The sequence below is a fragment of the Micromonospora sp. C28SCA-DRY-2 genome, from assembly GCF_030519475.1.
GTDB lineage: Bacteria > Actinomycetota > Actinomycetes > Mycobacteriales > Micromonosporaceae > Micromonospora.
Genome location: NZ_JAUMKD010000002.1, coordinates 924,501 through 949,928, shown reverse-complemented (window position 1 = coordinate 949,928; position 25,428 = coordinate 924,501). Strand labels below are relative to the sequence as shown.

The 25,428-nt window shown below is 74.2% G+C and carries 21 protein-coding genes; 13 read left to right on the top strand and 8 right to left on the bottom strand.

The features are described 5' to 3' along the window. Positions 1-172: 172 nt before the first annotated feature. Entirely contained in the window at positions 173-1,204 is a 1,032-nt protein-coding gene (locus tag Q3W71_RS12815) for an ABC transporter substrate-binding protein (RefSeq protein WP_302919499.1), read from the top strand. Between the two features lie 97 nt (positions 1,205-1,301). Next, a complete protein-coding gene (locus tag Q3W71_RS12810) occupies positions 1,302-2,186 on the top strand; it encodes an ABC transporter permease (RefSeq protein ID WP_302919498.1) in 885 nt (294 codons plus the stop codon). A 243-nt stretch (positions 2,187-2,429) separates the two neighbouring features. On the opposite strand, the gene Q3W71_RS12805 is transcribed toward Q3W71_RS12810, so the two are convergent. Continuing rightward, on the bottom strand, positions 2,430-3,611 hold the full coding sequence (locus Q3W71_RS12805) for an ABC transporter substrate-binding protein (RefSeq protein WP_302919497.1): 1,182 nt from the start codon (positions 3,609-3,611) through the stop codon (positions 2,430-2,432). Between the two features lie 451 nt (positions 3,612-4,062). On the opposite strand from Q3W71_RS12805, the gene Q3W71_RS12800 reads away from it, so the two are divergent. The 4 genes from Q3W71_RS12800 (at position 4,063) to Q3W71_RS12785 (ending at position 8,608) form a co-directional block, all read left to right on the top strand. Further along, a complete protein-coding gene (locus Q3W71_RS12800) occupies positions 4,063-7,146 on the top strand; it encodes a sensor histidine kinase (protein ID WP_302919496.1) in 3,084 nt (1,027 codons plus the stop codon). Continuing rightward, complete coding sequence (locus Q3W71_RS12795) at positions 7,143-7,550, top strand: roadblock/LC7 domain-containing protein (RefSeq protein ID WP_030329975.1); 408 nt, start codon at positions 7,143-7,145, stop codon at positions 7,548-7,550. Before Q3W71_RS12800 ends, Q3W71_RS12795 begins: the two co-directional genes overlap by 4 nt. An 88-nt stretch (positions 7,551-7,638) precedes the next feature. Further along, positions 7,639-8,004, top strand: a complete 366-nt coding sequence (locus Q3W71_RS12790) for a DUF742 domain-containing protein (RefSeq protein WP_302919495.1) — start codon at positions 7,639-7,641, stop codon at positions 8,002-8,004. Continuing rightward, a complete protein-coding gene (locus tag Q3W71_RS12785; protein ID WP_302919494.1) occupies positions 7,985-8,608 on the top strand; it encodes an ATP/GTP-binding protein in 624 nt (207 codons plus the stop codon). Before Q3W71_RS12790 ends, Q3W71_RS12785 begins: the two co-directional genes overlap by 20 nt. 16 nt (positions 8,609-8,624) lie before the next feature. Here Q3W71_RS12785 and Q3W71_RS12780 read toward each other — a convergent pair whose 3' ends face one another. From Q3W71_RS12780 to Q3W71_RS12760, 5 genes are read right to left on the bottom strand one after another with little or no spacing between them, the layout of a single operon-like run. Then, on the bottom strand, positions 8,625-9,713 hold the full coding sequence (locus Q3W71_RS12780; protein ID WP_302919493.1) for a uroporphyrinogen-III synthase: 1,089 nt from the start codon (positions 9,711-9,713) through the stop codon (positions 8,625-8,627). Further along, a complete protein-coding gene (nirD, locus tag Q3W71_RS12775) occupies positions 9,714-10,058 on the bottom strand; it encodes a nitrite reductase small subunit NirD (RefSeq protein WP_302919492.1) in 345 nt (114 codons plus the stop codon). Then, on the bottom strand, positions 10,055-12,607 hold the full coding sequence (gene nirB, locus Q3W71_RS12770; RefSeq protein WP_302919491.1) for a nitrite reductase large subunit NirB: 2,553 nt from the start codon (positions 12,605-12,607) through the stop codon (positions 10,055-10,057). Before nirB ends, nirD begins: the two co-directional genes overlap by 4 nt. Then, positions 12,604-14,043: an FAD-dependent oxidoreductase gene (locus Q3W71_RS12765; RefSeq protein ID WP_302919490.1), complete on the bottom strand. Its 1,440-nt coding sequence runs from the start codon at positions 14,041-14,043 to the stop codon at positions 12,604-12,606. Before Q3W71_RS12765 ends, nirB begins: the two co-directional genes overlap by 4 nt. Next, entirely contained in the window at positions 14,040-16,202 is a 2,163-nt protein-coding gene (locus Q3W71_RS12760) for a molybdopterin oxidoreductase family protein (protein ID WP_302919489.1), read from the bottom strand. The genes Q3W71_RS12765 and Q3W71_RS12760 overlap by 4 nt, the downstream gene beginning before the upstream one ends. Positions 16,203-16,349: 147 nt before the next feature. Between Q3W71_RS12760 and Q3W71_RS12755 the strand changes: the two genes are divergently transcribed. The 7 genes from Q3W71_RS12755 to glmM all read left to right on the top strand — a co-directional run bounded on the left by Q3W71_RS12755 (position 16,350) and on the right by glmM (position 21,753). Beyond that, positions 16,350-17,063, top strand: a complete 714-nt coding sequence (locus Q3W71_RS12755) for a methyltransferase domain-containing protein (RefSeq protein WP_302919488.1) — start codon at positions 16,350-16,352, stop codon at positions 17,061-17,063. Positions 17,064-17,096: 33 nt separating this feature from the next. Then, the gene (locus Q3W71_RS12750) at positions 17,097-17,354 is read left to right on the top strand and encodes a DUF6364 family protein (protein WP_302919487.1); all 258 of its coding nucleotides are present in this window, start codon (positions 17,097-17,099) and stop codon (positions 17,352-17,354) included. Further along, a complete protein-coding gene (locus tag Q3W71_RS12745) occupies positions 17,344-17,637 on the top strand; it encodes a type II toxin-antitoxin system PemK/MazF family toxin (RefSeq protein WP_088991920.1) in 294 nt (97 codons plus the stop codon). Before Q3W71_RS12750 ends, Q3W71_RS12745 begins: the two co-directional genes overlap by 11 nt. Positions 17,638-17,778: 141 nt before the next feature. Then, positions 17,779-19,164 carry an MFS transporter gene (locus Q3W71_RS12740; protein WP_302919486.1) on the top strand — a complete coding sequence of 462 codons (1,386 nt, stop codon included), beginning with the start codon at positions 17,779-17,781 and terminating at the stop codon, positions 19,162-19,164. Positions 19,165-19,355: 191 nt separating this feature from the next. Further along, positions 19,356-19,799, top strand: a complete 444-nt coding sequence (gene rplM, locus Q3W71_RS12735) for a 50S ribosomal protein L13 (protein WP_018720634.1) — start codon at positions 19,356-19,358, stop codon at positions 19,797-19,799. Positions 19,800-19,819: 20 nt separating this feature from the next. Continuing rightward, positions 19,820-20,284: a 30S ribosomal protein S9 gene (rpsI, locus tag Q3W71_RS12730; protein ID WP_030501567.1), complete on the top strand. Its 465-nt coding sequence runs from the start codon at positions 19,820-19,822 to the stop codon at positions 20,282-20,284. Between the two features lie 116 nt (positions 20,285-20,400). Continuing rightward, positions 20,401-21,753, top strand: coding sequence for a phosphoglucosamine mutase (gene glmM / locus Q3W71_RS12725; protein WP_302919485.1), 1,353 nt, complete (start codon positions 20,401-20,403; stop codon positions 21,751-21,753). A gap of 85 nt (positions 21,754-21,838) precedes the next feature. On the opposite strand, the gene Q3W71_RS12720 is transcribed toward glmM, so the two are convergent. Continuing rightward, the gene (locus Q3W71_RS12720) at positions 21,839-22,588 is read right to left on the bottom strand and encodes an ABC transporter ATP-binding protein (protein ID WP_302919484.1); all 750 of its coding nucleotides are present in this window, start codon (positions 22,586-22,588) and stop codon (positions 21,839-21,841) included. A 5-nt stretch (positions 22,589-22,593) separates the two neighbouring features. Continuing rightward, the gene (locus Q3W71_RS12715) at positions 22,594-25,422 is read right to left on the bottom strand and encodes an FtsX-like permease family protein (RefSeq protein ID WP_302919483.1); all 2,829 of its coding nucleotides are present in this window, start codon (positions 25,420-25,422) and stop codon (positions 22,594-22,596) included. Positions 25,423-25,428 lie beyond the last annotated feature (6 nt).

Genomic DNA, 25,428 nt, shown 5'->3' with positions numbered 1-25,428 from the left:
TTTCCGTTCCGCAACCCGGTACGCCTGGCATCACAAAGGTCTGGTTCTCGTACGCTGTGCCCGCGAAGAGTCCCCTCACGACGGTGGTGTCGGCTTCACCCCCTCCGCCGACGCCGTCAGACAACCCCTCCGGTGGCCCGCCGGCCCCGGTCGGAAAGGACATGGTGCACTGATGAGAAGGCTGACCCGTACGGTCGCCACGGCCGCCCTGGCCACCGCGCTGGCTCTGGTTTCGGCATGCGGCGGTGGTTCGGACAACGGCGACGACGCCAAGGGCCCCGAGGGCGCGGCGCTGGAGAAGGTGACCTACCTCACCTCGTTCGGCAACTTCGGCCGCGACTCCTACGCCTGGGTCGCGAAGGAGAAGGGCTTCTTCAAGGACGCGGGCTTCGACGTCGAGATCAAGCCCGGCCAGGGCACCGGCGCCGTCATCCAGACGATCGTCGGGGGCCAGGCTCAGTTCGGCCCGATCGACCTGACCGGTGGCCTGCTCCAGCTCGGCAACGGCCAGGCGAAGGACTTCGTCGCGGTGGCCGCGATCCAGCAGCGCACCATGGCCGCGATCGCCACCGTCGAGGGTAAGAACGTCGCGTCGCCGAAGGACCTGGAGGGCAAGAAGCTCGCCGACACCCCCGGCTCCGTGGTCCGCAACCTGTTCCCGACGTACGCCCGGATGGCCGGCGTGGACGCCAACAAGGTGACCTGGGTCAACGGTGATGCCCAGGGCCTGATGGGCATGCTGGCCAGCGGCCAGGTGGACGGCATCGGGCAGTTCGTCGTCGGGCAGCCGACCATCGAGGCGGTCACCAAGAAGAAGGCCGTCCTGCTGCCCTACAGCAACGTGATGCAGGACCTGTACGGCAACGTGCTGATCACCTCGGCGAAGATCGCCAAGGAGAAGCCGGAGATGGTCAAGCGGTTCACCGCCGCCCTGCTCAAGGGCCTGGAGTACAGCCTGACCAACCCGAAGGAGGCGGCCGAGCTGCTGAAGAAGAACGTGGACGCGACCAACATCGACGCGGCCGCCGCCGAGCTTCAGCTGATGGCCGGCTACGTCCGGTCCAGCAACTCGGGCACCGCGATCGGCACCCTGGACAGCGGCCGGGTCGCCAAGAGCATCGCGATCCTGCAGGGCGCCGGGTCGCTCAAGCAGAACATCACCCCCGACCAGATCATCGACTTCAACCTCGCGCCGAAGGCCTGATCGACGTCGAGCGTGCCGCGGGGGTGCGGCCCACCGGGATGCCCCGGGGGCGCACCCCCGTCGCGTGCCGGCCGCGGCCGGCAGGAGAGGAGGACCCGTGACGGAGACGACCGGTACCCGATCCGGCCCCACCGGGGCGGGGCGGGCGACGGACCCCGGCGCACCCCCGGGGGCGTCCACCACGGCGCCGGCGGTCCCGGCCGCCCGCCGGTCGGACGTACGCCCGGGAGCGGTGGGCCTGCCGCTGCTCGGCCTGGTGATCGCGCTGACCGCCTGGTGGCTGGTCACCTCGGTGCTGGAACTGGTGCATCCGGCGTCCCTGCCGCCACCGCAGGCGGTGTGGAGCTCGCTGACCTCGACGGTCGACGTGCTGCTGCCGGCGTTGGGCTGGACCACCCTGATGACGCTGGTCGGCTTCCTGCTCTCGGCGGTCGCCGGGGTGCTGATCGGGATGGCGCTGGCCGCCTCCCGCCGGGTCGAGCGGATGTTCGCGCCGCTGCTGGTGGCGGTCAACGCGGTGCCGAAGATCGCTCTCGGCCCGCTGCTGGTGGTCTCGGTCGGCTGGGGTGAGAAGCCCATCCTGACCATGGTCTTCCTGCTCTGCTTCTTCCCGATCGTGCTCTCCACGGCGACCGGTCTCACCACCACCCCGGCGGACCTGGCCGAGCTGGCCCGGTCGCTGAACGCCTCCTGGTGGCAGGCGTTCCGCAAGGTGCGCTTCCCGGCCGCGCTGCCGCAGATCTTCGTCGGGCTGAAGGTGGCGATGCCGCTGGCCGCGATCGGCGCGGTGATCGGCGAGTTCTACTCGGACCTGCCGGGCCTGGGCTACCAGATCCTCCAGTACAACGGCATCGGCGACACCGCGACCGCCTGGGCCGCAATCGTGCTGATCGCGGCGATGAGCATCCTGCTCTACAGCGCCCTCTCCCTGGTCGAGCGCCTGGCCCTCCCCTGGCTCCGCGAAACCACCAGCAGCCGCTGACCGACAACGGATACGTCGACACGGGACGGTGGGAGATCCCCCACCGCAACGTGTGGCGGGCCGGCCCCCCGAATGGGAGACCGGCCCGCAGCCGTCCACGACGCCCGGCACCCACGGGGTGTGTGGCCTACCGTGCCCGGCGCAGGGATCAAGCCTGACCGGCCGGAGCCGAGCACGGTAGGCCACACCCCACCGCGCCCACGACGAAACCAGCCAGCGGCAGAACCACCAGAGGCCCGAAGATCAGCCAGCCAACCGCCAACGCCCGTTCCGCGCCACCAGCGTGGTGAGCGCCTGCGGCATCAGCCCGGAGTGGTTGTCCGGGGTCATCCGGATCGGCCCGGACAGGCCGTCCATCTGCGACGTCTCCAGTACGTCCCGGATGCCGTCCCGGTTGACCTGCCCGGCCGGCCCGCCGGCGCGCAGTTCGGCGTCGGCGATGAGCTGCACCGCGTCCGCGGCGAACGACGACGAGCCGTGGTAGCCGCCGAAGCGGGCGGTGTAGTCCTGGAACCACTGCCGGCGGGCCGCCTTCGCCGGAGTGGTGGCGATCACGTCATCGATCACCATGGTCTGGGTGAAGATCAGCGTGGCCCGTTCGGTGGCCCGCGCCGCGGTGCCGAGGAAGAGGTCGCCGGCGGCCGAGGCGTCGAAGAAGAGCGAGCCCTCGAAACCGGCCTGCTGGGCCGCGGTCGCGGCGAGCATCGCCTGCTCCGGCGGGGTCCACACGACCAGCGCGTCCGGCTCGCGCGCGGTGAGGACGCCGATCTGCTGGCCGACCTCGGTGGCGGTGTTCCGCACCGCCACCTCGCGCTGCGACTTGATGTTCGCCTTGGCGAACTCGCGGTTCAGCGCGGCCAGCCCCTCGCGGCCGTAGTCGTCGTCGCTGTGCAGCACGCCGACCTTGCGGACGCCGGCGCGGCGCATTTCGGCGGTGAGGGCGGCGGCGCTGTCGGCCGCGTTCGGGGCCAGCTTGAACACGTACCGGCGCTGGGCCACCGGGTCGGCCACCGCACCGGCAGCGGCGAGGGCGATGGTGGGGACGCGCTTCTCGTCGATGGTCCGGGCGGCGCCGACGGCGCACTCGTTGCAGCCGCCCATGATGATCGCGCTGACCCGGGAATCGTCGCTGAATTCGCCGATGTTGCGCAGCGACTCGCTCGCGTCGGACCGGTTGTCCTTCACCTTCAGCTCGATCTTCCGGCCGTTCAGCGCACCGGACGAGTTCAGCTGGTCGACCTTGAGTTCCAGGGCCCGCTGGTACGCCTTGCCGACCGGCGCGGCCGCCCCGGAGAGTTCGAGGTCCGCACCGATGACGATGGGGCTTGTGTCCTGCTCCTCCGCGCCGAACTGGCAGCCGGTGAGTGTGGTGGCCAGCACGGCCGATGCGAGCGCCGCGGCGGTCGCGGAGCGGATGGGGCTCAACTCAGTCCTCCAGGTGCGGCCCGGGCACTACTGCCCGGTCACCGCCGGGTAATCCGTCCTCAGTGGAGGGACGGTATGGTTTCTGCCGTACGGTGTGCGCGAAGCCTGCAAAACCATGCCAACGCCGCGCGCTGCGGTCAAGCGGCAGTGGCCGGAGGCATTTCGGGATACGGATCCCACATGTTGGGGTCACGAGATGTTTGCAAACGCTCACGCTACCGGCACGTATGACCACTCTGAAGTCACATGCCCTGTTCACGGGCTTGGGGAAATGTAGGTATCAGTTGACCGGATCACGGGTTGCGTGCCGTGCGACCGTTTCCTGCCCGCCTGCGGCTTCCCAAAAAACTTCTCGTCTGATGAAATCTCGCCCGTGCCGCGCGTGGCGCTGGCCGCTGCACCAGGCACGGGTCGGTGGGTCAGGCGTGGGAGAAACGACGGAGGCGATGTCGTGAGCACCGGACCGACGACCCTGCCCGAAAGTGGCGACAAGCGTTCGCGCACCCGCCGGCGAATGCCCCGCCTGCGCGACGTCCGGATCCGGTCCAAGCTCGCGCTGATCCTCGTGGTGCCGGTCGCGGCCGTGATCGCGCTCGCCACCGTCCGGCTGGTCTCCGTGGGTGAGGGGGCCTTCGACGCCACCCGGGCCCGGGCCCTCACCGCGCTCTCCATCGACGTCTCCGCGCTCACCCAGGCCGTGCACGCCGAGCGGATGGCGGCGTCGGCCTTCCTGGCCAGCCCGCAGCAGCAGGCCGACGCGTTCAACCTGCGGGTGCGCCAGACCCAGCAGCGGGTCGACGAGTACCGCGCGGAGCGGGAGCGCATCGGCACGCCGCCGGCGGCGGTCCGGGACCGGCTGGCGACCATCGACAGCCACCTGGAGACGCTGGACAGCACCCGGCAGGAGGTGCTGGACCGGCAGCAGATGGCGGTCGCCGAGGCGGCGCTGCGCTACGGGGTGATCGTCGCGGACCTGGTCGCCTACGGCGACGGGCTCGCCCAACTCCCCGGCGACGAGGAGTTGTCGGACAGCCGGCGGGCGGTCGCGGCCTTCGCCCGCGCCAAGGCGGCGGTCGCCGAGCAGGAGTCCGTCGCGTTCACCGCGCTCAGCAGCGGCGAACTCGACGAGGAGCAGTTCTCCTCGTTCGTGGCCACCCAGACCAGCCAGCAGGAGGCGCTGATCGCCTTCTCGCTGGCCGCCGACCCGGCCCAGCGCGCCCTGGTCGACAGCACCGTCTCCGGCGACGCGGTCGTGCTGGCCGACCGGCTGACCGCCGACATCACCCGCTCGGTCGGGCAGCGTCCCCTGGTCAGCGCCCAGGACGCCACCACCGCCATCGGCGCCGTCAACGACCTGATGCGGTGGGCCGAGATCCGGCTGCAGGACCGGCTGCTCGCCCAGGCCGAGGACGCCCGCTCGGCGGTGATCCGGCAGGCCGTCATCGAATCGGTGCTGGTGCTGCTCACCCTGCTCATCGCGGTCACGCTCGCGGTGGTGCTGGCCCGCTCGCTCAACCACTCGCTGCGCCGGCTGCGCGAGGGCGCGCTCTCGGTGGCCAACCACGACCTGCCGGACGCGGTGCAGCGGCTGCAGAACATGGGCAGCGTCTCCGATGGCGGCGTCGACGAGATCGTCCGCGAGGTCCGGGATCCGATCAAGCTGGACAGCCGGGACGAGGTGGGCCAGGTCGCGCTCGCCTTCAACGTGGTCCACAAGGAGGCGGTCCGGGTCGCGGCCGAACAGGCCGCGCTGCGCACCAGCGTCTCGGCGATGTTCCTGAACCTGGCCCGCCGTAGTCAGACCCTGGTCGACCGCATGATCGGCGAGCTGGACGCGATCGAGCGCGGCGAGGAGGACCCGAAGCGGCTGGCCCAGCTCTTCGAGCTGGACCACCTGGCCACCCGGATGCGCCGCAACGACGAGAACCTGCTGGTGCTGGCCGGCGCCGACTCCGCCGTGCCGCGCCGCGACGACGCCCTCCTGGTGGACGTGCTGCGGGCCGCGCAGTCCGAGGTGGAGCTCTACAACCGGATCGAGTTCGGCACCGTCGACACCGACGTCTCGGTCGCCGCGCACGCGGTCAACGACGTGGTCCGGCTGGTCGCCGAACTGCTCGACAACGCCACCCGGTTCTCGCCGCCGAACACCGTCGTGGTGGCGGACGGCCGACGGATCCGCGACTACGTGCTGATCCAGGTCGAGGACCGCGGTCTGGGCCTCTCCGACGAGCAGCTCGACTCGCTCAACCGGCGGCTGGCCGCCCCGCCGAGCGTCGACGTCGCGGCCTTCCGGCTGATGGGTCTGGCCGTGGTGAGCCGGCTCGCGGCCCGCTACGGCATCCGGGTGGACCTGCGGCGCAACGTCGAGGGCGGCACCGTCGCCCAGGTGACGCTGCCCGCCGCCACGGTGGTGCTGCCGAGCCTGCGCAACCGCGAGCAGGCCATCACCCGGCCGCGCCAGCCGCTCGCGGTCGAGCAGAGCCCGCTGACCACCGCCGGGCTCGGCGAGCCGCTCGCCGGGCGTACCGCCGCGGCCACCCTGCCCGACCAGTGGCGCACCGAACCGGCGGCGCCGGCGCCGTGGCCGGCCCGGGAGCAGGCCCGGGAGACGGCCGCCCCGGTGCAGGCCGGTGGCCTGCCGGCCACCCACCCGACGCTCCCCCCGCCGCCGCCGGCCATCCCGGGCTTCGGCGCCGACCAGGCCGGCACGCCGGCCGGCGGTCGCTCCACGCTGGACCGGCTGCCCCGGCGTACCCCGGGCGCGGCGGCCGAGGGCGGGCCGCTCCTGCCGGCCGGCCCGGTCGCCGGCACCGCCGCCACCACGCCCGCGACGAGCCCGATCGCGGCGACCGGCGGCGCCCCGGGCGGCGGCGTCCCCAGCGCCGGCTTCGGCCGGGGGCTGGGCGCCGACCTGGCCGCCACCGCGCCCCTGGCGCCGCCTCCCGCGCCGATCACTCCGCGCCCGGAGCAGCCGGCCGAGGCGCCGATCTTCCGGGAGATGGAAGCGGTCTGGTTCCGCTCGCACGGCGACGACGTGACGACCATCTTCGCCCGGCCCAACTTCGACCAGGACCCGTCCGCCACCGCGGGGGCCGGGGCGCAGCAACCGGCGGCGGCCACGCCCGCGCGGCCACCGCTGCCCACCCGCTCCCCCGGGGCGTCGGCCACGCCGCCGCCCGCCCAGCCCCCGCCACCGTCGTACACTCCACCGGCCGCGGACGCGTCCACCCCGGCGGCGTCGGCCGCCGCGCCGGACCCGGAGGCCTGGCGGACGGCGGCCGACGAGGGCTGGTCCCGGGCCAGCCGGGCGGCCGAGCCCACCGCCGGCGGAACCACCCGGTCCGGGCTGCCCAAGCGGGTCCCGCAGGCGCAGCTGGTGCCGGGCGGCATCGAACCGCGCGGTGGCCGGGCACGGACCCGGCGCACCCCGGACGACGTACGCGGCCTGTTGTCGGCCTACCACCGCGGCGTACAGCGCGGCCGGTCGGCCGGGACGGACCAGAACAGCACCTCGACCAAGGAGACGAGCCGATGAACAGGCCAGCTGCGATGCAGGACATGGGTTGGCTGCTCACCAACTTCGCCGACAGCGTGGCGGGTATCGCCCACGTGGTGGCGGTGTCCGCCGACGGGCTGCTGCTCGCCTCCTCCCGGGACCTGCCGGCGGACCGGGCGGACCAGCTGGCGGCGATCACCTCCGGCGTGGTCAGCCTGACCGAGGGCGCGGCGCGGATGTTCAGCGCCGGCGGCGTGCTGCAGACGGTCATCGAGATGGACAGCGGCTACCTGTTCCTGATGTCCATCAGCGACGGCTCGTCGATGGCCGTGCTCGCGGCCCGCAGCTGCGACGTCGGTCAGGTCGGCTACGAGATGGCACTGCTGGTCGAGCGGGTCGGCGCCGCGCTGGTGCCGCTGCCCCGGGACGCGGTGCGGTCGTAGCCGGCGGCGACGCGCCGGCTCGCGCGTCGACCAGGGACACGTGATCCGGGGCCGTCGGGCTCCGGTCGGGGAGAGGAGGTGACCGCGGATGGACCACCGCCGTGCGGACCCGCGTGGCGAGCTCGTGCGCCCGTACGCGGTCACCCGCGGTCGCACCGAGCCCCGGCAGGTCATCGCCCTGGAGGCGGTGCTCTCCGCCAGTCCCACGGCGGTGGCCGAGTCCCGGTTCGCCGGGCACGACAAGCACCGCATCGCCACGGTCTGCGAAGGCCGGGCGCAGTCGCTGGCGGAGATCGCCGCGTACACCCGGATGCCGTTGGGGGTCGCCCGGGTGCTGGTCGCCGACATGGTGGCCGAGGGCCTGCTGACGCTACACACCGCCGCTCCGGCCGAGGGCTACGAGGAGCGGATGAACCTGCTTGGAAGGGTGCTAAGTGGACTTCGCGAACTATGACCCCGCCGGGGCGAGCCGCAGCCGGGAGATCATCTCCGCGAAGATCGTGGTCGCGGGCGGCTTCGGCGTGGGCAAGACGACCCTGGTCGGCGCGATCTCCGAGATCACTCCGCTGACCACCGAGGCGGTGATGACGGCGGCCGGCGTCGGCATCGACGACCCGTCGAAGGTGCCCGGCAAGGAGACCACCACGGTCGCCATGGACTTCGGCCGGATCACCATGGCCCAGGACCTGATCCTCTACCTCTTCGGCACGCCGGGCCAGACCCGTTTCTGGTTCATGTGGGACGAGATCATCCGGGGCGCGGTGGGCGCCGCGGTGCTGGTGGACACCCGCCGGATCACCGACGCCTTCGCGCCGCTGGACTACTTCGAGAACCGCAAGCTGCCGTACGTGGTGGCGCTGAACCGGTTCGACGGCGCCCCCGAGTACGAGCTGGGCGAGGTCCGCGAGGCGCTGGCGATCCCGCCGGACGTGCCGCTGGTGATGTGCGACGCCCGGCGGCGCGAGTCGGTGAAGCAGGTGCTGGTGACCGTCGTCGAGCACGCCATGCTGCGGTTGCAGGCGGAACACGGTCGCGGCTTCCCGACCCCGGTCGGCTGACCCGGCCCGGCCGGGACTAGTCGACGCGGAGCCGGTAGCCGCGCTTGACGACGGTCTGCACGACGCGGGGAGCGCGCAGGCCGGCACGGAGCCGGGCCACCGCCATCTCCACGGCGTGCTCGTCCGCGCCGCGGGGCAGCGTGCGCAGCAGCGCGGTGCGGGACAGCACCCGGCCGGGGGAGTGCGCCAGCGCCCGCAGCACCGCCATCGGGGCGGGCGCCAGCGGGCGCAGTTCGCCGTCGACCACGGCGGCGTGCCCGCGCAGGGTGAGCAGGTGGCCGGCCGCCTTCAGGCTGACCGTCCGGCGGGGCAGCTCGTCGACGATGGTCCGCACCAGCGCGCCCAGCCGGGCCCGACCGGGCGCACTCACCGGCACCCCCCGGCGCAGCAGCGGCTCCGCGGTCACCGACCCGACGCAGCTGGCCAGCACGTCGCTGCGGAACGCCGCCAGCACCGCCTCGGTGCGGTCGCCGGCGGCGCGCAGCAGCGCCTCCGCCGCCGGGGCCGAGGTGAAGGTGACCGCGTCGACCAGCCGCGCGGCGACCAGGTCGATCAGCCGGTGCAGCGGGGCCGGGTCGGTGGGCGGCGCCCACCGGTAGACCGGCACCTCGATCACCGTGGCCCCGGCCGCCTCCAGGGCGAGGGTGCACTCCGGCTGCCGCTCGCCGTGCAGCTGCATGGCGATCACCTGCCCGGCCACGCCGCGCCGGCGCAGGTGGTCGACCACCTCGTCGCAGCTCTCCGAGGCCGGTGACCACTGGTCGTGCAGGCCGGCGGCGCGGATCGCCCCGCGTGCCTTCGGCCCCCGGGCCACCACGTACGCCTCGGCGAGCACCGAGCGCAGCGGCTCGGCCAGCCCCCAGCCCTCGGCCGCCTCCAGCCAGCCGCGCATCCCGATGCCGGTGTTCGCCATTACGATGTCCGGCGGCCGGTCCAGGCAGGCCCGGGTGGCCTCGCGCAGTTCGGTGTCGTCGGCCAGCGGCACGATCCGCAGGGCCGGGGCGAGCACCACCCGGGCCCCCCGCCGTTGCAGCAGCGCGGCCAGTTCGTCCCGCCGCCGGTCGGCGGTCACCCCGATGGTGAAGCCGGCCAGTTCGTCGCGCATTCACCCCTCCTGTCGCAGCCGCACCTCGACCACGCCGGCCCGGCACCGCACGTCGTGCCGCGGCACGGACACCCCCGGCAGGTCGAGGCAGGCCCCGGTACGCAGGTCGTAGACCTGCTTGTGCAGCGGCGAGGCGACGGTCGGCACCCCGCCCCGGCTGCCCACGATCCCCCGGGAGAGCACGTACGCCCCGCCGACCGGGTCGAGGTTGTCCACCGCGAACAGTTCGCCGGCGGTGCGGAAGAGCGCCACCTGCACGCCGTCGACCAGCGCGGCGACGCCCCGGTCCGGTTCCAGCCGGTCCAGCGGGCAGACCGGGATCCAGCTCAGCAGCATCGTGGTCATCGGCGCACCTCCGGCAGTCCCAGCGCGACCGGCTGCCGGGCGGCCGGCGGCGGTCCGCCGGCCGGCACCGGCTGGCCGCGTTCGAGGGTGAAGCTGATGGACGGGTCGGGCACGTCGGGAGCGTTGACGAAGGAGGTGAACCGGCGCAGCCGGTCCGGGTCGTCGAGCACGTCGCGCCACTCGTCCGAGTAGGACTCGACGTGCCGGGCCATCGCGGCGTCCAGTTCGGCGCAGAGGCCGAGCGAGTCGTCCACGATCACCGAGCGCAGGTGGTCCAGGCCGCCGTCCATCGCCTCGATCCAGGCGGCGGTGCGTTGCAGCCGGTCGGCGGTGCGGATGTAGTACATGAGGAACCGGTCGATCAGCGTGGTCAGCGCCTCGGTGGACAGGTCGGTGGCGAACAGGTCGGCGTGCCGGGGCCGGAAGCCGCCGTTGCCGCCGACGTAGAGGTTCCAGCCGGTCTCCGTGGCGATGATGCCGAAGTCCTTGCTGCGGGCCTCGGCGCACTCCCGGGCGCAGCCGGAGACCGCTGACTTGATCTTGTGTGGGGCGCGCAGTCCCCGGTAGCGCAGCTCCAGCGCGATGGCCAGCCCGACCGAGTCCTGCACCCCGTACCGGCACCAGGTGGATCCGACGCAGGACTTCACCGTCCGCAGCGCCTTGCCGTACGCGTGCCCGGACTCGAAGCCGGCGTCCACCAGCCGCCGCCAGATCCGCGGCAGTTGCTCGACCCGGGCGCCGAACAGGTCGATCCGCTGCCCGCCGGTGATCTTCGTGTAGAGCCGGAAGTCCCGGGCCACCTCGCCGATCACGATGAGCTTCTCCGGGGTGATCTCGCCGCCCGGGATCCGCGGCACCACCGAGTAGCTGCCGTCGCGTTGCAGGTTGGCCAGGAAGTGGTCGTTGGTGTCCTGCAACGACGCCTGCTCGCCGTCGAGCACGTGCCCGCTGCCGAGCGAGGCGAGGATCGAGGCGACCACCGGCTTGCAGATGTCGCAGCCGCGACCCCGGCCGTGCTCGGCGACCAGCCGGGAGAAGGTGCGGATGCCGCGGACCCGGATGATGTCGAACAGCTCCTGCCGGCTGGCGTCGAAGTGCTCGCAGAGCGCCGTCGACTGCTTCACCCCGGCCGCGCCCAGCAGCTGCTTGAGCATCGGCACGCAGGAGCCGCAGCTGGTGCCGGCCCGGGTGCACGCCTTGAGCGCCGGCACGTCCGCGCAGCCGCCGGCGATCGCGTCGTCGATGTCGGCCCGGGTGACCGCGTTGCACGAGCAGACCTGGGCGCCGGCGGGCAGCGTGCCGGCCCCCGCGCCCGCCGCGCCCTCGGGGGCGAGCAGCGCCAGCGGGGGAGCCGGCAGCGGCCCGCCGACGCTGGCCCGCAGCGTCGGGTAGGCGCTCGCGTCGCCCACCAGCACCCCGCCGAGCAGGGTCTTCGCGTCGTCGGAGAGGACCAGCTTGGCGTAGACCCGGGTGGCCGGGTCGGTGAACGTCACGTCCAGGCAGCCGGGGGTGGTGCCGTGCGCGTCGCCGAACGAGGCGACGTCGACGCCGAGCAGCTTGAGCTTGGTGGCGGTGTCCGCGCCGGGGAAGGTGGCCGCGCCGCCGACCAGCCGGTCGGCCACCACCTCGGCCATCGCGTAGCCGGGGGCGACCAGGCCGTGGCAGGTGCCGTCCACCGCCGCGCACTCGCCGACCGCCCAGATCCGCTCGTCGGCAGTGCGGCAGGTGCCGTCGACCAGCACCCCGCCGCGCGGGCCGAGCGGCAGGCCGGCCGCCCGGGCCAGCTCGTCGCGGGGGCGGATGCCGGCCGCCACGACCACCAGGTCGGCGTCGACGCTGCCGCCGTCGGCCAGCTCCAGGCCGGCGACCGTGCCGTCGGGGCCGGAGCGGATCGCGGTGGTGGCGGTGCCGAGGTGGGTGGCCACGCCCAGCTCGTCGACGTAACGGCGGAGCATCGCCCCGCCGGCCGTGTCGACCTGCACCGGCATCAGCCGGGGCGCGAACTCGACAACGCTGGTGGCCAGGCCGAGCAGGCGCAGCGCGTTCGCCGCCTCCAGCCCGAGCAGGCCACCACCGATCACCGCGCCGGTGCGCCGGCCGCGGGCGTGCTCGCGGATCGCCTCCAGGTCGTCCAGGGTGCGGTAGACGAAGACCCCGGGCAGCGCCGCGCCGTCGACCGGCGGCACGAAGGCGGACGACCCGGTGGCCAGCACCAGCACGTCGTACGGGTACTCGCCGGCCGCGGTGGTGACCACCCGCCGGTCCCGGTCGATCGCGGTGGCCGGCTCGCCGAGACGCAGCTCGACCCCGGGGTGCGGGGTGTGCAGGTCGAGCTCGTCGGCGCCCACCCCGTCGAAGAACGCCGAGAGCCGCACCCGGTCGTACGCCGGGCGGCGCTCCTCGGCGAGCACCGTCACCCGCCACCGCCCCTGCGGGTCCCGGGCCCGCAGCGCGTCGACGAAGCGCTGCCCGACCATGCCGTTGCCGACCACGACCAGCCTGCCGTCCCGCGGCACCGTCGCACCGAGCCGGCTGGTTCGCTCGCTCATCGCGCCACCTCCACTGAGTCCACTTCGGAGAGCCAGTCGACGATGCCGGTGACCGCGTCCCGGCAGCCGCCGCAGCCGGTGCCGGCGCGGGTGGCCGCCACCACCGCGTCGGCCGTCCGGGCCCCGGAGCGCCAGCAGCTCACCAGCGCGCCCTTGCTGACGTTGTTGCACTGGCACACGGTCGCCGCGTCCGGCATCAACGCCGGGGAGGCGGCCGGCGCCGCGGCGGGTGCGCCGAAGGCCCGGCCGAGCAGCAGGGACCGCCGGTCGGCCGGCACCGGCTGCCCCCGGTCGAAGAGCTGGATCACCGTGCCGACCGCCGGGTTGTCGCCGAGCAGGATCGCGCCGGTCAGCCGCTCGTCGCGGATCCGCAACCGGGCGTACGTGCCGCGGGCCGGGTCGGCGAAGGTCAGCTCCTCACCAGCCTCGCCGCCCTCCGGCTCGCCCATCGCGGCCAGGTCGATGCCGGCGGCCTTGAGCCGGGTCACCACCGGCCGGGGCCGGTAGCGGGCCAGCCGGTCCTCCCCGGTGAGCACCTGCGCCACCACCCGGGCCTGCGCCCAGGCCGGCGCGACCAGCCCGGTCAGCGTGCCGTCGTGCTGGGCGCAGTCGCCGATCGCGGAGATCCGCCGGTCGCTGGTGCGCAGCCGGTCGTCCACCAGCACGCCGCGTTCCACGGCCAGCCCGGCCGCCGCGGCGAGCGCGGTGTCGGGGCGTACGCCGCAGGAGAGCACCAGCAGGTCGGCGGTGAGCGTCCGGCCGTCGGCCAGCGTCAGCGCCACCCCGTCGGCGTCCGCCGCCAGCCCGGTGGCGGCCACCGCAAGGTGGGTGGTCACGCCGAGGCCGGCGAGCGTGTCGGCGAGCACCGCCGCGCCGGCCGGGTCGAGCTGCCGCTCCATCAGGTACGGCACCGGGTGCACCACGCCGACGTCGAGCCCCCGGGCGGCGAGCCCGCGGGCCGCCTCCAGGCCGAGCAGCCCGCCGCCGAGCACCAGGGCGCGGCGTGCGCCGCGGGCCGCGGCGAGGATCCGCCGGCAGTCGTCCAGGGTGCGGAACGCGGCCACCCGCGGGGGCAGCCGGTCGCCGTCCAGCCCGGGCAGCGGCGGCACGATGGCCCGGCTGCCGGTGGCCAGCACCAGGTGGTCGTAGCCAATCCGGTCGCCGTCGGCGGTGTGCACCGTGCGCGCCGTCCGGTCGACGGCCGTCACGGTCACCCCGGTGCGCAGGTCGACGCCCTGGCCGGCGACCTCGGCCAGCTCCACGTCCGGCTCGCCGACCTTCCCGGCGAGCAGGGTGGACAGCATGATCCGGTTGTACGCCCGGTGCGGCTCAGCGCCGAGCACGGTGACCTTGCGGTCCCCGCCCCGGGCGTGCAGCTCGCTGGCGAGCCGCGCCCCGGCCATCCCGTTGCCGACGATCACCACCCGGTCGGTCACGGTTCCACCCTCTCCACCCGTACGGCGCAGATCTTGAATTCCGGCATCCCCGAGACCGGGTCCACCGCGTCGTTGGTGACCGAGTTGGCCCGCCCGGCGCCGCCCCAGTGGAACGGGGCGAAGACGGTGTCCGGCCGGATGCCGGGGCTGAGCCGGGCCGGCGCCCGCAGCTCGCCCCGGCGGGAGACCACCCGGACCGGCTCGCCGTCGGTCACCCCGAGCCGGTCGGCCAGGTCGGGATGCAGCTCGACGAAGGCGCTCGGGGCGGCCCGGCGCAGCGCCGCCACCCGCCGGGTCTGGGTGCCGGACTGGTACTGGGCGAGCACCCGGCCGGTGGTGAAGTACAGCGGGTACTCCGGGCAGACCTCCTCGGCCGCCGGCCGGTGCTCGACCGGGTGGAACCGGGCCCGCCCGTCCGGGGTGGCGAACCGGTCGGCGAAGAGGCGGGGGGTGTCCGGGCCGTCCTCGTCCGGGCAGGGCCACCAGACCCCGTCGGCGGCGTCGATCCGCTCCCAGCTGACCCCGGCGTAGTCGGCGGGTCCGCCGGCGGAGGCCCGCCGCAGCTCGGCGAAGACGGTCCGCGGGTCGGTCGGGAAGCGCGCCGCCGCGCCGCTGGCCGCCCCGGCCCCGCCACCGCCGCCGTCCTCGCCGGGGGTGGCGAGCCGGGCCGCGAGGTCGGCCAGCACGGCCAGGTCGGTACGGACGCCCGGGGGCGGTTCGCGCAGCGCCCGGCGGCGCAGCACCCGACCCTCCAGGTTGGTCATGGTGCCGTCCTCCTCGGCCCACTGGGCGGTGGGCAGCACCACGTCGGCCAGCGCGGCCGTCTCGGAGAGCAGGAAGTCGGCCACCACCAGCAGGTCGAGGTCGCGCAGCCGGCGCTCGACCCGGGCGGCGCGGGGCGCGGAGACCACCGGGTTGGAGCCGAAGACCAGCAGCGCCTTCGGACCGGCCGGGGTGCCCAGCGAGTCCAGCAACCGGTACGCCGGCACGCCCGGCCCGGGCAGCTCGCCGGCCGGCACCCCCCACACCCCGGCGACGTGCTCCCGGGCCGCCGGGTCGTCGATCCGCCGGTAGCCGGGGAGCTGGTCGGCCTTCTGCCCGTGCTCCCGTCCGCCCTGTCCGTTGCCCTGGCCGGTGAGGCAGCCGTAGCCGGAGCCGGGCCGGCCGGGCAGGCCGAGGGCGAGCGCCAGGTTCACGAAGCCGGTGACCGTGTCCACGCCCTTGGCGTGCTGCTCGGCGCCGCGCGCGGTGAGGATGACGGCCCGCTCGGCGGTGCCCAGCGCCCGGGCGGTCGCCTCCAGGTCGGCCACCGGCACCCCGGACAGCGCCTCGGCGCGGGCCGGCCACCAGCCCGCCACGCTGCGCCGGACGGCCGGGAAGCCGGTGGTGCGGGTGTCGACGTACGCCCGGTCGACCCAGCCCTCGGTGAGCGCGATGTGCAGCAGCGCGTTGGCCACCGCCAGGTCGGTGCCGGGCAGCGGTTGCAGGTGCAGGTCGGCCAGCCGGGCGGTGGCGGTGACCCGGGGGTCGACCACGATCAGCCGGCCGCCCCGTTCGCGCTGCTCGGTCAGCCAGCGCACCAGCGGGGGCATGGTCTCCGCCGGGTTCGCCCCGACCAGCAGCAGCGTGTCGGCCCGCCCGAGGTCGGCCAGCGGGAACGGCAGGCCCCGGTCGACGCCGAAGGCGCGCAGCCCGGCGGCCGCCGCCGAGGACATGCAGAACCGGCCGTTGTAGTCGATGTGCCGGGTACGCAGCGCCACCCGGGCGAACTTGCCCAGCGCGTACGCCTTCTCGTTGGTGAGCCCGCCGCCGCCGAAGACGGCTACCGCGTCCGGGCCGTGTCCACGCTGGACGGCGCGGATGCCGGTGACGATCCGGTCCAGCGCGGCTTCCCAGCTCGCCGGGCGCAGTTCGCCGGTGCCGGGGTCGCGCAGCAGCGGCGTGGTCAGCCGTTCGGGGTGGTCGAGCAGCTCGGCGGCGGTCCAGCCCTTCTGGCACAGGCCGCCGCGGTTGGTGGGGAACTGCCGGGGCAGCACCGTCACCCGGCCGGCCTCCTCGCGCAGCGTCATCCCGCACTGGAGGGCGCAGTACGGGCAGTGCGTCGCCACCTCCCGGGGCGCTGACCCCCGCCCAGTCGCCGACCGCGCACCGTCTGTCATGTCGGCAAAGCGTGCCGGCGGGCGGTTTCCGGGCCGGGTCCCGTTTGTTTCGGTCCTGTCAAGAGCGGCTCACACCGCACGGGAGTGACGGGCCGGACCGCAGCGTCTATGATGTGAGACGAAAATCCTATATTTTGGGAGGCATGGATGAGCGTCGCGGACGCCTTCGACGCGGTGGCGGGCAGCTACGACGAGGCCCGCCGGCGCCTGGTGCCCTGCTTCGACGACTTCTACGGCACCGCTGTCGAGGTGGCCGCGCCACCGCTGCGGGCGGCCCTGGCGGCGGGGCGTACGCCCGAGGTGCTCGACCTGGGCGCCGGCACCGGACTGCTCTCGCTGCTGCTCACCGCCGCCGTCCCCGGCGTCCGGGTGACCCTGGTCGACGCCGCCCCGGCGATGCTCGCCGTCGCCGCCGACCACCTGCGCGCCCGGGGCGTGCCGCACCGGACGGTGCGCGCCGACCTGACCGACCCGCTGCCCGACGGGCGGTACGACGCGGTGGTCAGCGCGCTGGCCATCCACCACCTCGACGACGCCGGCAAGCGCCACCTCTACGCCCGCGCGGCCCGGGTGCTCACTCCCGGTGGCGTGCTCGTCAACGCCGAACAGGTCGCCGGGCCGACCCCGGAACTGGACCGGCGCTACCACGAGGTGTGGCTGGCGCGGGTCGCCGAGCTCGGCTCCGACCCGGCCGAGATCGACGCCGCGCTCGGTCGGATGGCCTACGACCGGCCGGCGCCGGTGGCCGACCAGTGCGGCTGGCTGGCCGAGGCGGGCCTGGTGGACGTGGACTGCTTCTTCAAGCAGTGGCGGTTTGCCGTCTTCGGCGGCCGGCGCGAATCGGTACCCCAGCTGGGATGACTACGGGTCATACCGCTGGGTAGTCTGGCCGGCATGACAGCCAAGGTGACCCTGTCGTTCTCCGACGAGACGATCGAGGAGGCCCGCCGGTTCGCCAAGCGCGAGGGCCTCTCGCTCTCCGCGTGGATGGACCAGGCGGCCCGGGAGAAGGCGCTGCGCGAGGTCTTCACCGCGCACGCCGCCGCCGTCGGCCGGGCCGGGCTGGATTTGGAGTCCGCCGCCCTGGCCGACGCCCGCGAGGTGGGCATGGTCGACGACGCGCTCTTCGGCGGGCGTCCGAGTGCTGCGTAGGGGCGAGGTCTGGCGCATCTCCGGCGCCCGCGAGCGGTTCGGTCTGGTGATCAGCTCCGACGTCTACAACTCCACCGACGTGCCCATCGTGATCGTCGCCGAGGTGGTCGAGGAGTCGCTGCTGCGTGACTCGCCCCTGGCGGTGCCGATGGGCGGCTTCGTGGTGATGCCCGACCGGCTCTCCTCGCCGATGAAGAAGTGGTTCACCGAGTGCGTCGACGTCGCCGACACCGAGACCATGCAGCGGGTCGGCCGGGCGCTGCGGATCCTGCAACAGCTCTGACAGCTCTGACAGCTCTGACAGCTCACCGGCGGCCCGGGCCGGACGTGCGATCTCCGTTTCCGGCCCGACCCGCGACGGGCACCGCCGGGTAATCCCGGGTTCCTAGCGTTCCTCCAGGTCAATCGACGAGGAGGAAGCGCCGTGAGCACCCTGGCACCCACCACACCCCGGGCCGAGGCCACCCCGGCCGGCGCCGGGCGGCGGCACCGGATCGACGACTGGCGCCCGGAGGACCCCGAATTCTGGCGGACGACCGGGGCCCGGATCGCCCGGCGGAACCTGTGGGTCTCGATCTTCGCCGAGCACGTCGGCTTCTCGGTGTGGAGCCTCTGGTCGGTGACGGTGCTCTTCCTCGGCCCGGAGTACGGCATCGACCCGGCCGGGAAGTTCCTGCTCACCGCCGTACCGGCGGCGCTGGGCGCGGTGCTGCGGCTGCCGTACACGCTGGCGGTGGCCCGGTTCGGCGGGCGGAACTGGACGATCGTCAGCGCGCTGCTGCTGCTCCTGCCGGCGGTGCCGATGACCGTGCTGCTCGAACCCGGTGTCCCGTACTCCACGCTGATGGTGCTGGCCTGCCTGACCGGCGTCGGCGGCGGCAACTTCGCCTCCTCGATGGCGAACATCAACCAGTTCTTCCCGCAGCGGCTCAAGGGCCGGGCGCTCGGGCTCAACGCCGGCGGTGGGAACCTCGGGGTGCCGGCGGTGCAGCTGGTCGGGCTGGCGGTGCTGGCCACCGCGGGCGCCGCGTACCCCCGGCTGGTCCCGGCGGTCTACCTGCCGCTGATCGTGCTGGCCGCGCTCGCGGCGGCGCGCTGGCTGGACAACGTCTCCGGGGCCCGCAACGAGCCCGGCGCGCTGCGCGCGGCGGCCCGCGACCCGCACACCTGGGTCATGTCGCTGCTGTACATCGGGACCTTCGGCTCGTTCATCGGCTTCGGCTTCGCCTTCGGCCAGGTGCTCCAGCTCCAGTTCGCCGACCGCTTCCCGACCCCGGTGGACGCGGCCTGGCTGACCTTCCTCGGCCCGCTGATCGGCTCGCTGATCCGGCCGGTCGGCGGCCACCTCGCCGACCGGCTCGGCGGGGCCCGGGTGACGTTCTGGAACTTCGTGGCGATGGCCGCCGGCGCCGCCCTGGTGCTGTACGCCTCGCGGGAGCGCTCGTTCGGGCTCTACCTGACCGGCTTCCTGGCCCTGTTCGTCTTCTCCGGGATCGGCAACGGCTCGACCTACAAGATGATCCCGGCGATCTTCCGGGCCCGGGCGGTCGCCGCGGTCGACGCCGGGCGGCGCGACCCGGCCGGGGCGCAGCGCTGGTCGGCCCGCATGACCGGGGCGCTGATCGGGATCGCCGGCGCGGTCGGCGCCTCCGGCGGGCTGCTGGTCAACGTCGCCTTCCGGCAGTCCTTCCTCAGCCAGGGCAGCGCGGACGCCGCGTACCTCGCCTTCATCGCCGCGTACGCGGTCTGCGTCGCCCTGACCTGGCTGGTCTACCTGCGGCCGGGGCCCCGGCGGCTGGCCGGGGTGTGACCTCTACCATGGGTGGGCGAGCGGGCCACGCGGGGGCGGCACCCCGTTTTGACCTGCCCACCGGGCGCCGGGTATCGTTGCCTGCTGTTGTACGACATCCAGCGGCGTGCCCCTGAGGTACGCTTGGTCGTTCGTGCGCGCTGGTCACCTCGGCGCGCGACCCCAGACCGACGACGAGACAAGGTAGACCTGTGCGTACGTACAGCCCGAAGCCGGGTGAGATCGAGCGTCAGTGGCACGTCATCGACGCCTCTGATGTCGTGCTGGGCCGCCTGGCCACCCACGCCGCCACGTTGCTGCGTGGTAAGCACAAGCCGACTTTCGCGCCGCACGTCGACACGGGCGACTTCGTCGTCATCGTGAACGCGGGCAAGGTCGCGCTGACCGGCAACAAGCGGCAGCAGAAGATCGCCTACCGCCACTCCGGCTACCCGGGTGGCCTGAAGCAGGTCGGCTACGACGAGCTGCTGACCAAGCGTCCCGAGCGGGCCATCGAGCTGGCCGTCAAGGGGATGCTCCCGCACAACAAGCTCGGCCGTAAGCTGATCAAGAAGCTGAAGGTCTACGCCGGTGCCGAGCACCCGCACGGCGCGCAGCAGCCGGTGCCGTTCGAGATCAAGCAGATCGCGCAGTGAGCGCGGGCGAAGGAAACAGCATGACCGACATCACCGCCACCGAGGTTGCCCCCGAGGCCACCGAGGCGCCGGCGCCCGTCGCCCGCGCGCCTCGTGGTGACCGGCCGATCCAGACCGTGGGTCGCCGCAAGGAGGCCATCGTCCGGGTCCGCATCGTGCCGGGCTCCGGCAAGATCACCTGCAACGGCCGGGACCTGGAGGCGTACTTCCCGAGCAAGGTGCACCAGCAGCTGATCAAGGACCCGCTGGTCACCGCCGAGAAGGCCGAGGCGTTCGACGTCATCGCCAACCTGCGGGGCGGCGGCACCACCGGTCAGGCCGGCGCGCTCCGGCTGGCCATCGCCCGGGCGCTGATCGTCAGCGAGCCGGACGACCGCCCGGCGCTGAAGAAGGCCGGCTTCCTCACTCGGGACGCCCGGGTCAAGGAGAGCAAGAAGTACGGCCTCAAGAAGGCCCGTAAGGCTCCCCAGTACTCGAAGCGCTGACCAACAGCTTCACGTTGTACTTCTGACGGACGGCCGGTCCGCCTCCCCGCGACGGGAGGTGGGCCGGCCGTTCCGCTTTTCTCCTTCATCGGCAGTTTCCACGGAGGTTGGCGGGTATGGGCCGGTTGTTCGGCACGGACGGCGTACGCGGGCGGGCGAACGCGGATCTCACTCCCGAGTTGGCGCTCGCGGTGGCCGTCGCGGCCGCCCACACGCTCGCCGAGACGGACCGGAGCCATCCGCCGCTCGCCGTGGTCGGCCGGGACACCCGGGCCAGCGGCGAGATGCTGGAGGCCGCCGTGGTGGCCGGCCTGGCCAGCGCCGGGGCGAACGTGGTCCGGGTCGGCGTGCTGCCCACCCCGGCCGTGGCGTTCCTCACCGCGGAGGCCAAGGCCGACCTCGGGGTGATGCTCTCCGCCTCGCACAACCCGATGCCCGACAACGGGATCAAGCTCTTCGCCGCCGGCGGGCACAAGCTGCCGGACGAGATCGAGATGCGGATCGAGGCGGCCGTCGAGGCGAACGCCACCACCGCCTGGGAGCGGCCGGTCGGCGCCGGGGTGGGCCGCGTGCACGACCTGCTCGACGGCGCCGACCACTACGTGCAGCACCTGGTCGGCACGGTGCCGCACCGGCTGGACGGGATCAAGGTCGTGGTCGACTGCGCCAACGGCGCGGCCGCCGAGGTGGCCCCGGCGGCGTACCGGGAGGCCGGCGCCGAGGTGGTCGCGATCCACGCCGAGCCGGACGGGCTCAACATCAACGACGAGTGCGGCTCCAACCACATCGAGGCGCTGCGCGCCGCGGTGGTCGAGCACGGCGCGCACCTGGGCATCGCGCACGACGGCGACGCCGACCGGTGCGTGGCGGTGACCGCCGACGGCGACGAGGTCGACGGCGACCAGGTGATGGCCATCCTGGCGCTGGCCATGCGCGAAGCCGGCACGCTGACCGGCGACACCCTGGTGGCCACGGTGATGAGCAACCTCGGCCTGCGGCTGGCGATGTCCCGGGAGGGCATCCGGCTGGTCGAGACCAAGGTCGGCGACCGGTACGTGCTGGAGGAGCTGCGAGCGTCCGGGCTGGCGCTCGGCGGCGAGCAGAGCGGGCACATCGTCATGCCCGCGTACGCGACCACCGGCGACGGCGTGCTGACCGGCCTGCACCTGATGTCCCGGATGGCGGCGACCGGGAAGTCGCTGGCCGACCTGGCCGCGGTGGTGACCCGGCTGCCCCAGGTACTGATCAACGTGCCGGTCGGCGACCGTACCGTCGGCGCGGCCGCGCCCGCTGTCCGGGCCGAGGTCGAGCGGGCCGAGGCCGAGCTGGGCGAGACGGGCCGGGTGCTGCTCCGCCCGTCCGGCACCGAGCCGCTGGTCCGGGTGATGGTCGAGGCCGCGACCGAGGCGACGGCCCGCGACATCGCCGAGCGCATCGCCGACCAGGTCCGCACCGCCAGCCCGGCCTGATCCCACCCGCCCGCGCGGCCCCGCCGGGCGGCGGGGCCGGCCCGGACGTCGGTCGCGCCACGGTGAGGCCGCCGCCGGCCGGGCGTCAGAGGCGCAGGCCGCTGGCCCGGGCGTACGTGGTGGCCGGGTCCTCGCCGCCGGTGAGGTCCACGTCCTCCACCACCCGGCCGTCGCCGAGCCGGACCAGCCGGTCGCACCGGGCGGCGACCGCCCGCTCGTGGGTGGCCAGCAGGACCGTCATCCCGTGCCGGTCGCGCAGGCCGAGCAGCAGGTCGAGGATCTGCGCACCGGTGGCCGAGTCCAGGTTGCCGGTGGGCTCGTCGGCGAGCAGCAGGCCGGGCGCGCCCATCAGCGCCCGGGCGATCGCCACCCGCTGCTGCTGGCCGCCGGAGAGCTGCGCCGGCAGCGCCCGCTCCCGGCCGGCCAGGCCGACCGCGTCGAGCAGCTCGCGGGCCCGGGTCACGTGCTCGGCGTGGCCCCGGCGGGGGAGCACCGGGGCGACCACGTTGTCCAGCACGGTGAGCGCGGGCAGCAGGTGGTAGCGCTGGAAGACGAAGCCGACCCGCTGGCGGTAACGGGACAGCGCGGCCCGGCGCAGGCCGGTCACGTCCACCCCGTCGACGGTGACGGTGCCCTCGTCGGCCTGCTCGATCGCGCCGATCAGGTGCAGCAGCGTCGACTTGCCCGATCCGCTGGGTCCGGTCAGGGCCACCACCGAGGCGGCGGCGATGTCCAGGGTGACCCCGTCGACCGCGCTGATCTGCTCCGCGCCGCCGCCGAACCGTTTCACCAACCCGGCGATCTCGACCCGACTACCGGCGGTGCTCTCGTCCATCGCTCTCACTCCTCTGCCAGCAGTCGTGCCGTGGGTAGGCGGTGCAGCAGCGTGGCGGGTGCCAGTGCCGCGGTGGCGGTGAGCAGCACGCCGCCCGCCGCTGTGAGCCCGGCGACGAGGACCAGCGCGCCCGGGACGTCCCCGACCAGCCAGGCCGCGCCGCCCACGCCCAGCCCGGCACCGGCGAGCGCGCCGAGTGCGCCGAGCAGCAGCCCCTCGTAGCCGACCAGCCGGCCGAGTTCGGGGTCGGTCCAGCCGGTGGCGCGCAGGGCGGCCAGTTCGTTCGCCCGGTCGCGGATGTTGAGGTAGAGCACGTCGGCGACGGCGGCGGCGCCGAGCAGCACTGTCGCGGTGGCGGCGAGGGCGTCGGCGCCGCGGACGGTCAGGGCGATGGTGTCGCCGAGCAGGGTGCCGACGACCGCGCCCTGGAAGGCGTAGCTGATGGCGGCCACGATGGTGAGTGCGGCCACGCCGATGGCGAGGGCGCTGGCGCCGAGCAGGGTGCGGCCGGGGGTGCGGACCAGGTTGACCAGGGCCAGGCCGAGCAGGGTGCGGGGCCGGCGTACCCAGCGGGCGGTGGCGATCGGTGGGCGCAGCGCGGCGGCCGGGTGGGCGCGGGCGGCCCGCAGCGCCGGCACCAGGCCGGCGACCAGGCCGAGCAGCAGCGCCACCGGTACGGCGAGCGCCGCCCGCCGCCAGTCGACGTCGATGCCGAGCGCGGCACCGAGCGGCACGGCGAGCCCGAGCGACAGCACCCCGGCGGCCAGGCCGAGCACCGCGACCTCGCCGAGGATCAGCGCGCCGATCCGGCGGGCCGGCCAGCCGAGGCAGGCCAGCACGGCCAGCTCGGCGCGGCGGTCCCGGACGGCGGCGGAGACGGCGTTGCCGAGGAAGAGCACGCAGACCACCAGGACGAGCAGGAAGAGCACAGCGCTCTTGCGGTCCACCGCCCGCACGATGGTGGAGGCGACCCCGAGCGCCGACCAGTTCTCGGTGAGCCGCAGCTCCGGGCGGCCGAACGCACCGGCCGGCAGCTCCACCGTCTGCGGCGCGGCCGAGGAGCCCAGGGTGATGTCAACGTCCAGGCCGGTCGCCCGGTTGATCTGCTCGGCGATCAGCCGGACCCGCTCGGCGGACCGCTCGCTGTAGCCGTCCACCCCGGCGACCCGGACCCGGATCGCGCTGATCGGCGCGGTGCGTTGCGGGCTGTTGCCGCCCTCCAGCAGCTTGGGCACGCTGGCGAGGTTGGTGAGCACCAGCGGCGGCGCCGACAGGTAGCCGGCCGGGTTGCCGCTCGGCTCCAGGGGCCGGCCGCCCAGTGCGGCCCGACTGCGGTCGTCCGCGCCCTCGGCACGCGGCGGCTCGTACGTCTCCAGCGGAACCCCGCCCAGGTCGCTGAAGCCGGCCAGCTTCTCCGGGTCGAAGACCCCGACGGCCTGCCACTGGTGGTACCGGGTGGCCGCGCCACCCTCCTTTCCGGCGAGGGCCCGCACCGACCGGAAGCCGTTGTCCTCGGCCAGCCAGGGCCGGGGCAGGAAGTTGTGGGTGAACTGGGTGCCGTACACCTCGGGGTCGGCGGGCGGGACCGCGTCAGCGCGCAGGGTGCCGTCGGGCAGCTCGCGGTATGTCACCGGACCCGCCTGGATCACCCGCTGGAACTGGCCGCGGCAGCAGGCGTCGCCGTCGATCCCCTTCGCCAGCTGGGCCCGATAGGCGGCGCCCGCCTCGACCTCCGCCGACCCGGCCGGAATCCCGCTGGCCCGGCCCAGGGTTCGTTCCAGTTCCGTGGCCGGCACGGTTGCCGGCCGGGCCGTGGGCAGCCGGGTGAACCGGGCGCGCACCGTGCTGTCGAAGAAGGGACGGTTGGTGACCAGCGCAGGTGCGGTACGGGTGACCTGGCTGCCGCCGCGCTGCTCGGTCACCGGCTCGTCGGGCCGGACCGACCGACCGCCGACCACCGCGGCGTCCAGTCCCACCAGCCGGTTCTCGGCGACCGGGTCGACGGCGGCGATCAGCAACGGCACGGTCATCTGATAGGTCAGCACCAACCGGTCGGCGGTGGTGGGGCCGGTGCCCGGGGCGAGCAGGCCGTTGGCCGCCTCGAACCGGCCGTCCGGCAGCAGCCGTACCGAGTCGAGGCTCCACAGTTCCCGTTCCGAGAGGGTGGCCGGGTTGGCCTGGAGGGCGCCGAACTGGGGGTCGCAGACCGGCCGGCTCCGTCCGTCGGGGAGCACCTCCCGCGGCACGGGTCCGCACACGATGTCCCACGGGTACGACCGGCCGTCGGTGTACGGCGTCCCCCGCTCGGACAGCTCACCGTCGAATCGGGGATAGATGAGGCGGTGCTTCGTCACGTACACGTAGCGCGGCTTGGCCCCGGCGGTGGAGAGGCCACGTTCGGCGACGAAGGTGGGATCGACGCGGATCACCTGCCGGTCCAGGCCGCGGTCGACGGCGTCGGTGACGTCGAACGACATCGGCACCGGTGCGGTGGAGTGGCCGAGCATCGCGATGGGTGCTGCCACGTCGACGCCGGTCACCGCCCGGACCTGCTCGTACTGGGCGGTGGTGATGCCGCCGAAGAGGCCGGAGAGGTAGTTGGGGCGGACCAGCCGCCGCTCGACCTCCAGCGGCGTGCGCGTCCCCTTCGGACGGACCAGGATGTCGTACGCCGCCCGGGTGTTCCGCTCGACGGTCCCGGTGACATCCAGACGGGAGGTGGTGGTGGCCCCGGTCAGGACGACGAACCCGGTGGTCGCCACCAGGACCCCGACCAGCAGGGCCACCGACCGCCCCGCACGGCCGCGAAGCTGCCTCCAGACGAAGCTGAGCATGTCGCG

Excerpts from the sequence above, each read along its gene's own strand:
- Q3W71_RS12755 (WP_302919488.1), top strand. The coding sequence starts at position 16,350 with ATGAGCGTCGCGGACGCCTTCGACGCGGTGGCGGGCAGCTACGACGAG.
- glmM (WP_302919485.1), top strand. The coding sequence starts at position 20,401 with ATGGGCCGGTTGTTCGGCACGGACGGCGTACGCGGGCGGGCGAACGCG.
- Q3W71_RS12780 (WP_302919493.1), bottom strand. The coding sequence starts at position 9,713 with ATGCGCGACGAACTGGCCGGCTTCACCATCGGGGTGACCGCCGACCGG.
- rpsI (WP_030501567.1), top strand. The coding sequence starts at position 19,820 with ATGACCGACATCACCGCCACCGAGGTTGCCCCCGAGGCCACCGAGGCG.
- Q3W71_RS12760 (WP_302919489.1), bottom strand. The coding sequence starts at position 16,202 with ATGACAGACGGTGCGCGGTCGGCGACTGGGCGGGGGTCAGCGCCCCGG.
- Q3W71_RS12795 (WP_030329975.1), top strand. The coding sequence starts at position 7,143 with ATGAACAGGCCAGCTGCGATGCAGGACATGGGTTGGCTGCTCACCAAC.
- Q3W71_RS12815 (WP_302919499.1), top strand. The coding sequence starts at position 173 with ATGAGAAGGCTGACCCGTACGGTCGCCACGGCCGCCCTGGCCACCGCG.
- nirB (WP_302919491.1), bottom strand. The coding sequence starts at position 12,607 with ATGAGCGAGCGAACCAGCCGGCTCGGTGCGACGGTGCCGCGGGACGGC.
- Q3W71_RS12720 (WP_302919484.1), bottom strand. The coding sequence starts at position 22,588 with ATGGACGAGAGCACCGCCGGTAGTCGGGTCGAGATCGCCGGGTTGGTG.
- nirD (WP_302919492.1), bottom strand. The coding sequence starts at position 10,058 with ATGACCACGATGCTGCTGAGCTGGATCCCGGTCTGCCCGCTGGACCGG.
- Q3W71_RS12750 (WP_302919487.1), top strand. The coding sequence starts at position 17,097 with ATGACAGCCAAGGTGACCCTGTCGTTCTCCGACGAGACGATCGAGGAG.
- Q3W71_RS12790 (WP_302919495.1), top strand. The coding sequence starts at position 7,639 with ATGGACCACCGCCGTGCGGACCCGCGTGGCGAGCTCGTGCGCCCGTAC.
- Q3W71_RS12715 (WP_302919483.1), bottom strand. The coding sequence starts at position 25,422 with ATGCTCAGCTTCGTCTGGAGGCAGCTTCGCGGCCGTGCGGGGCGGTCG.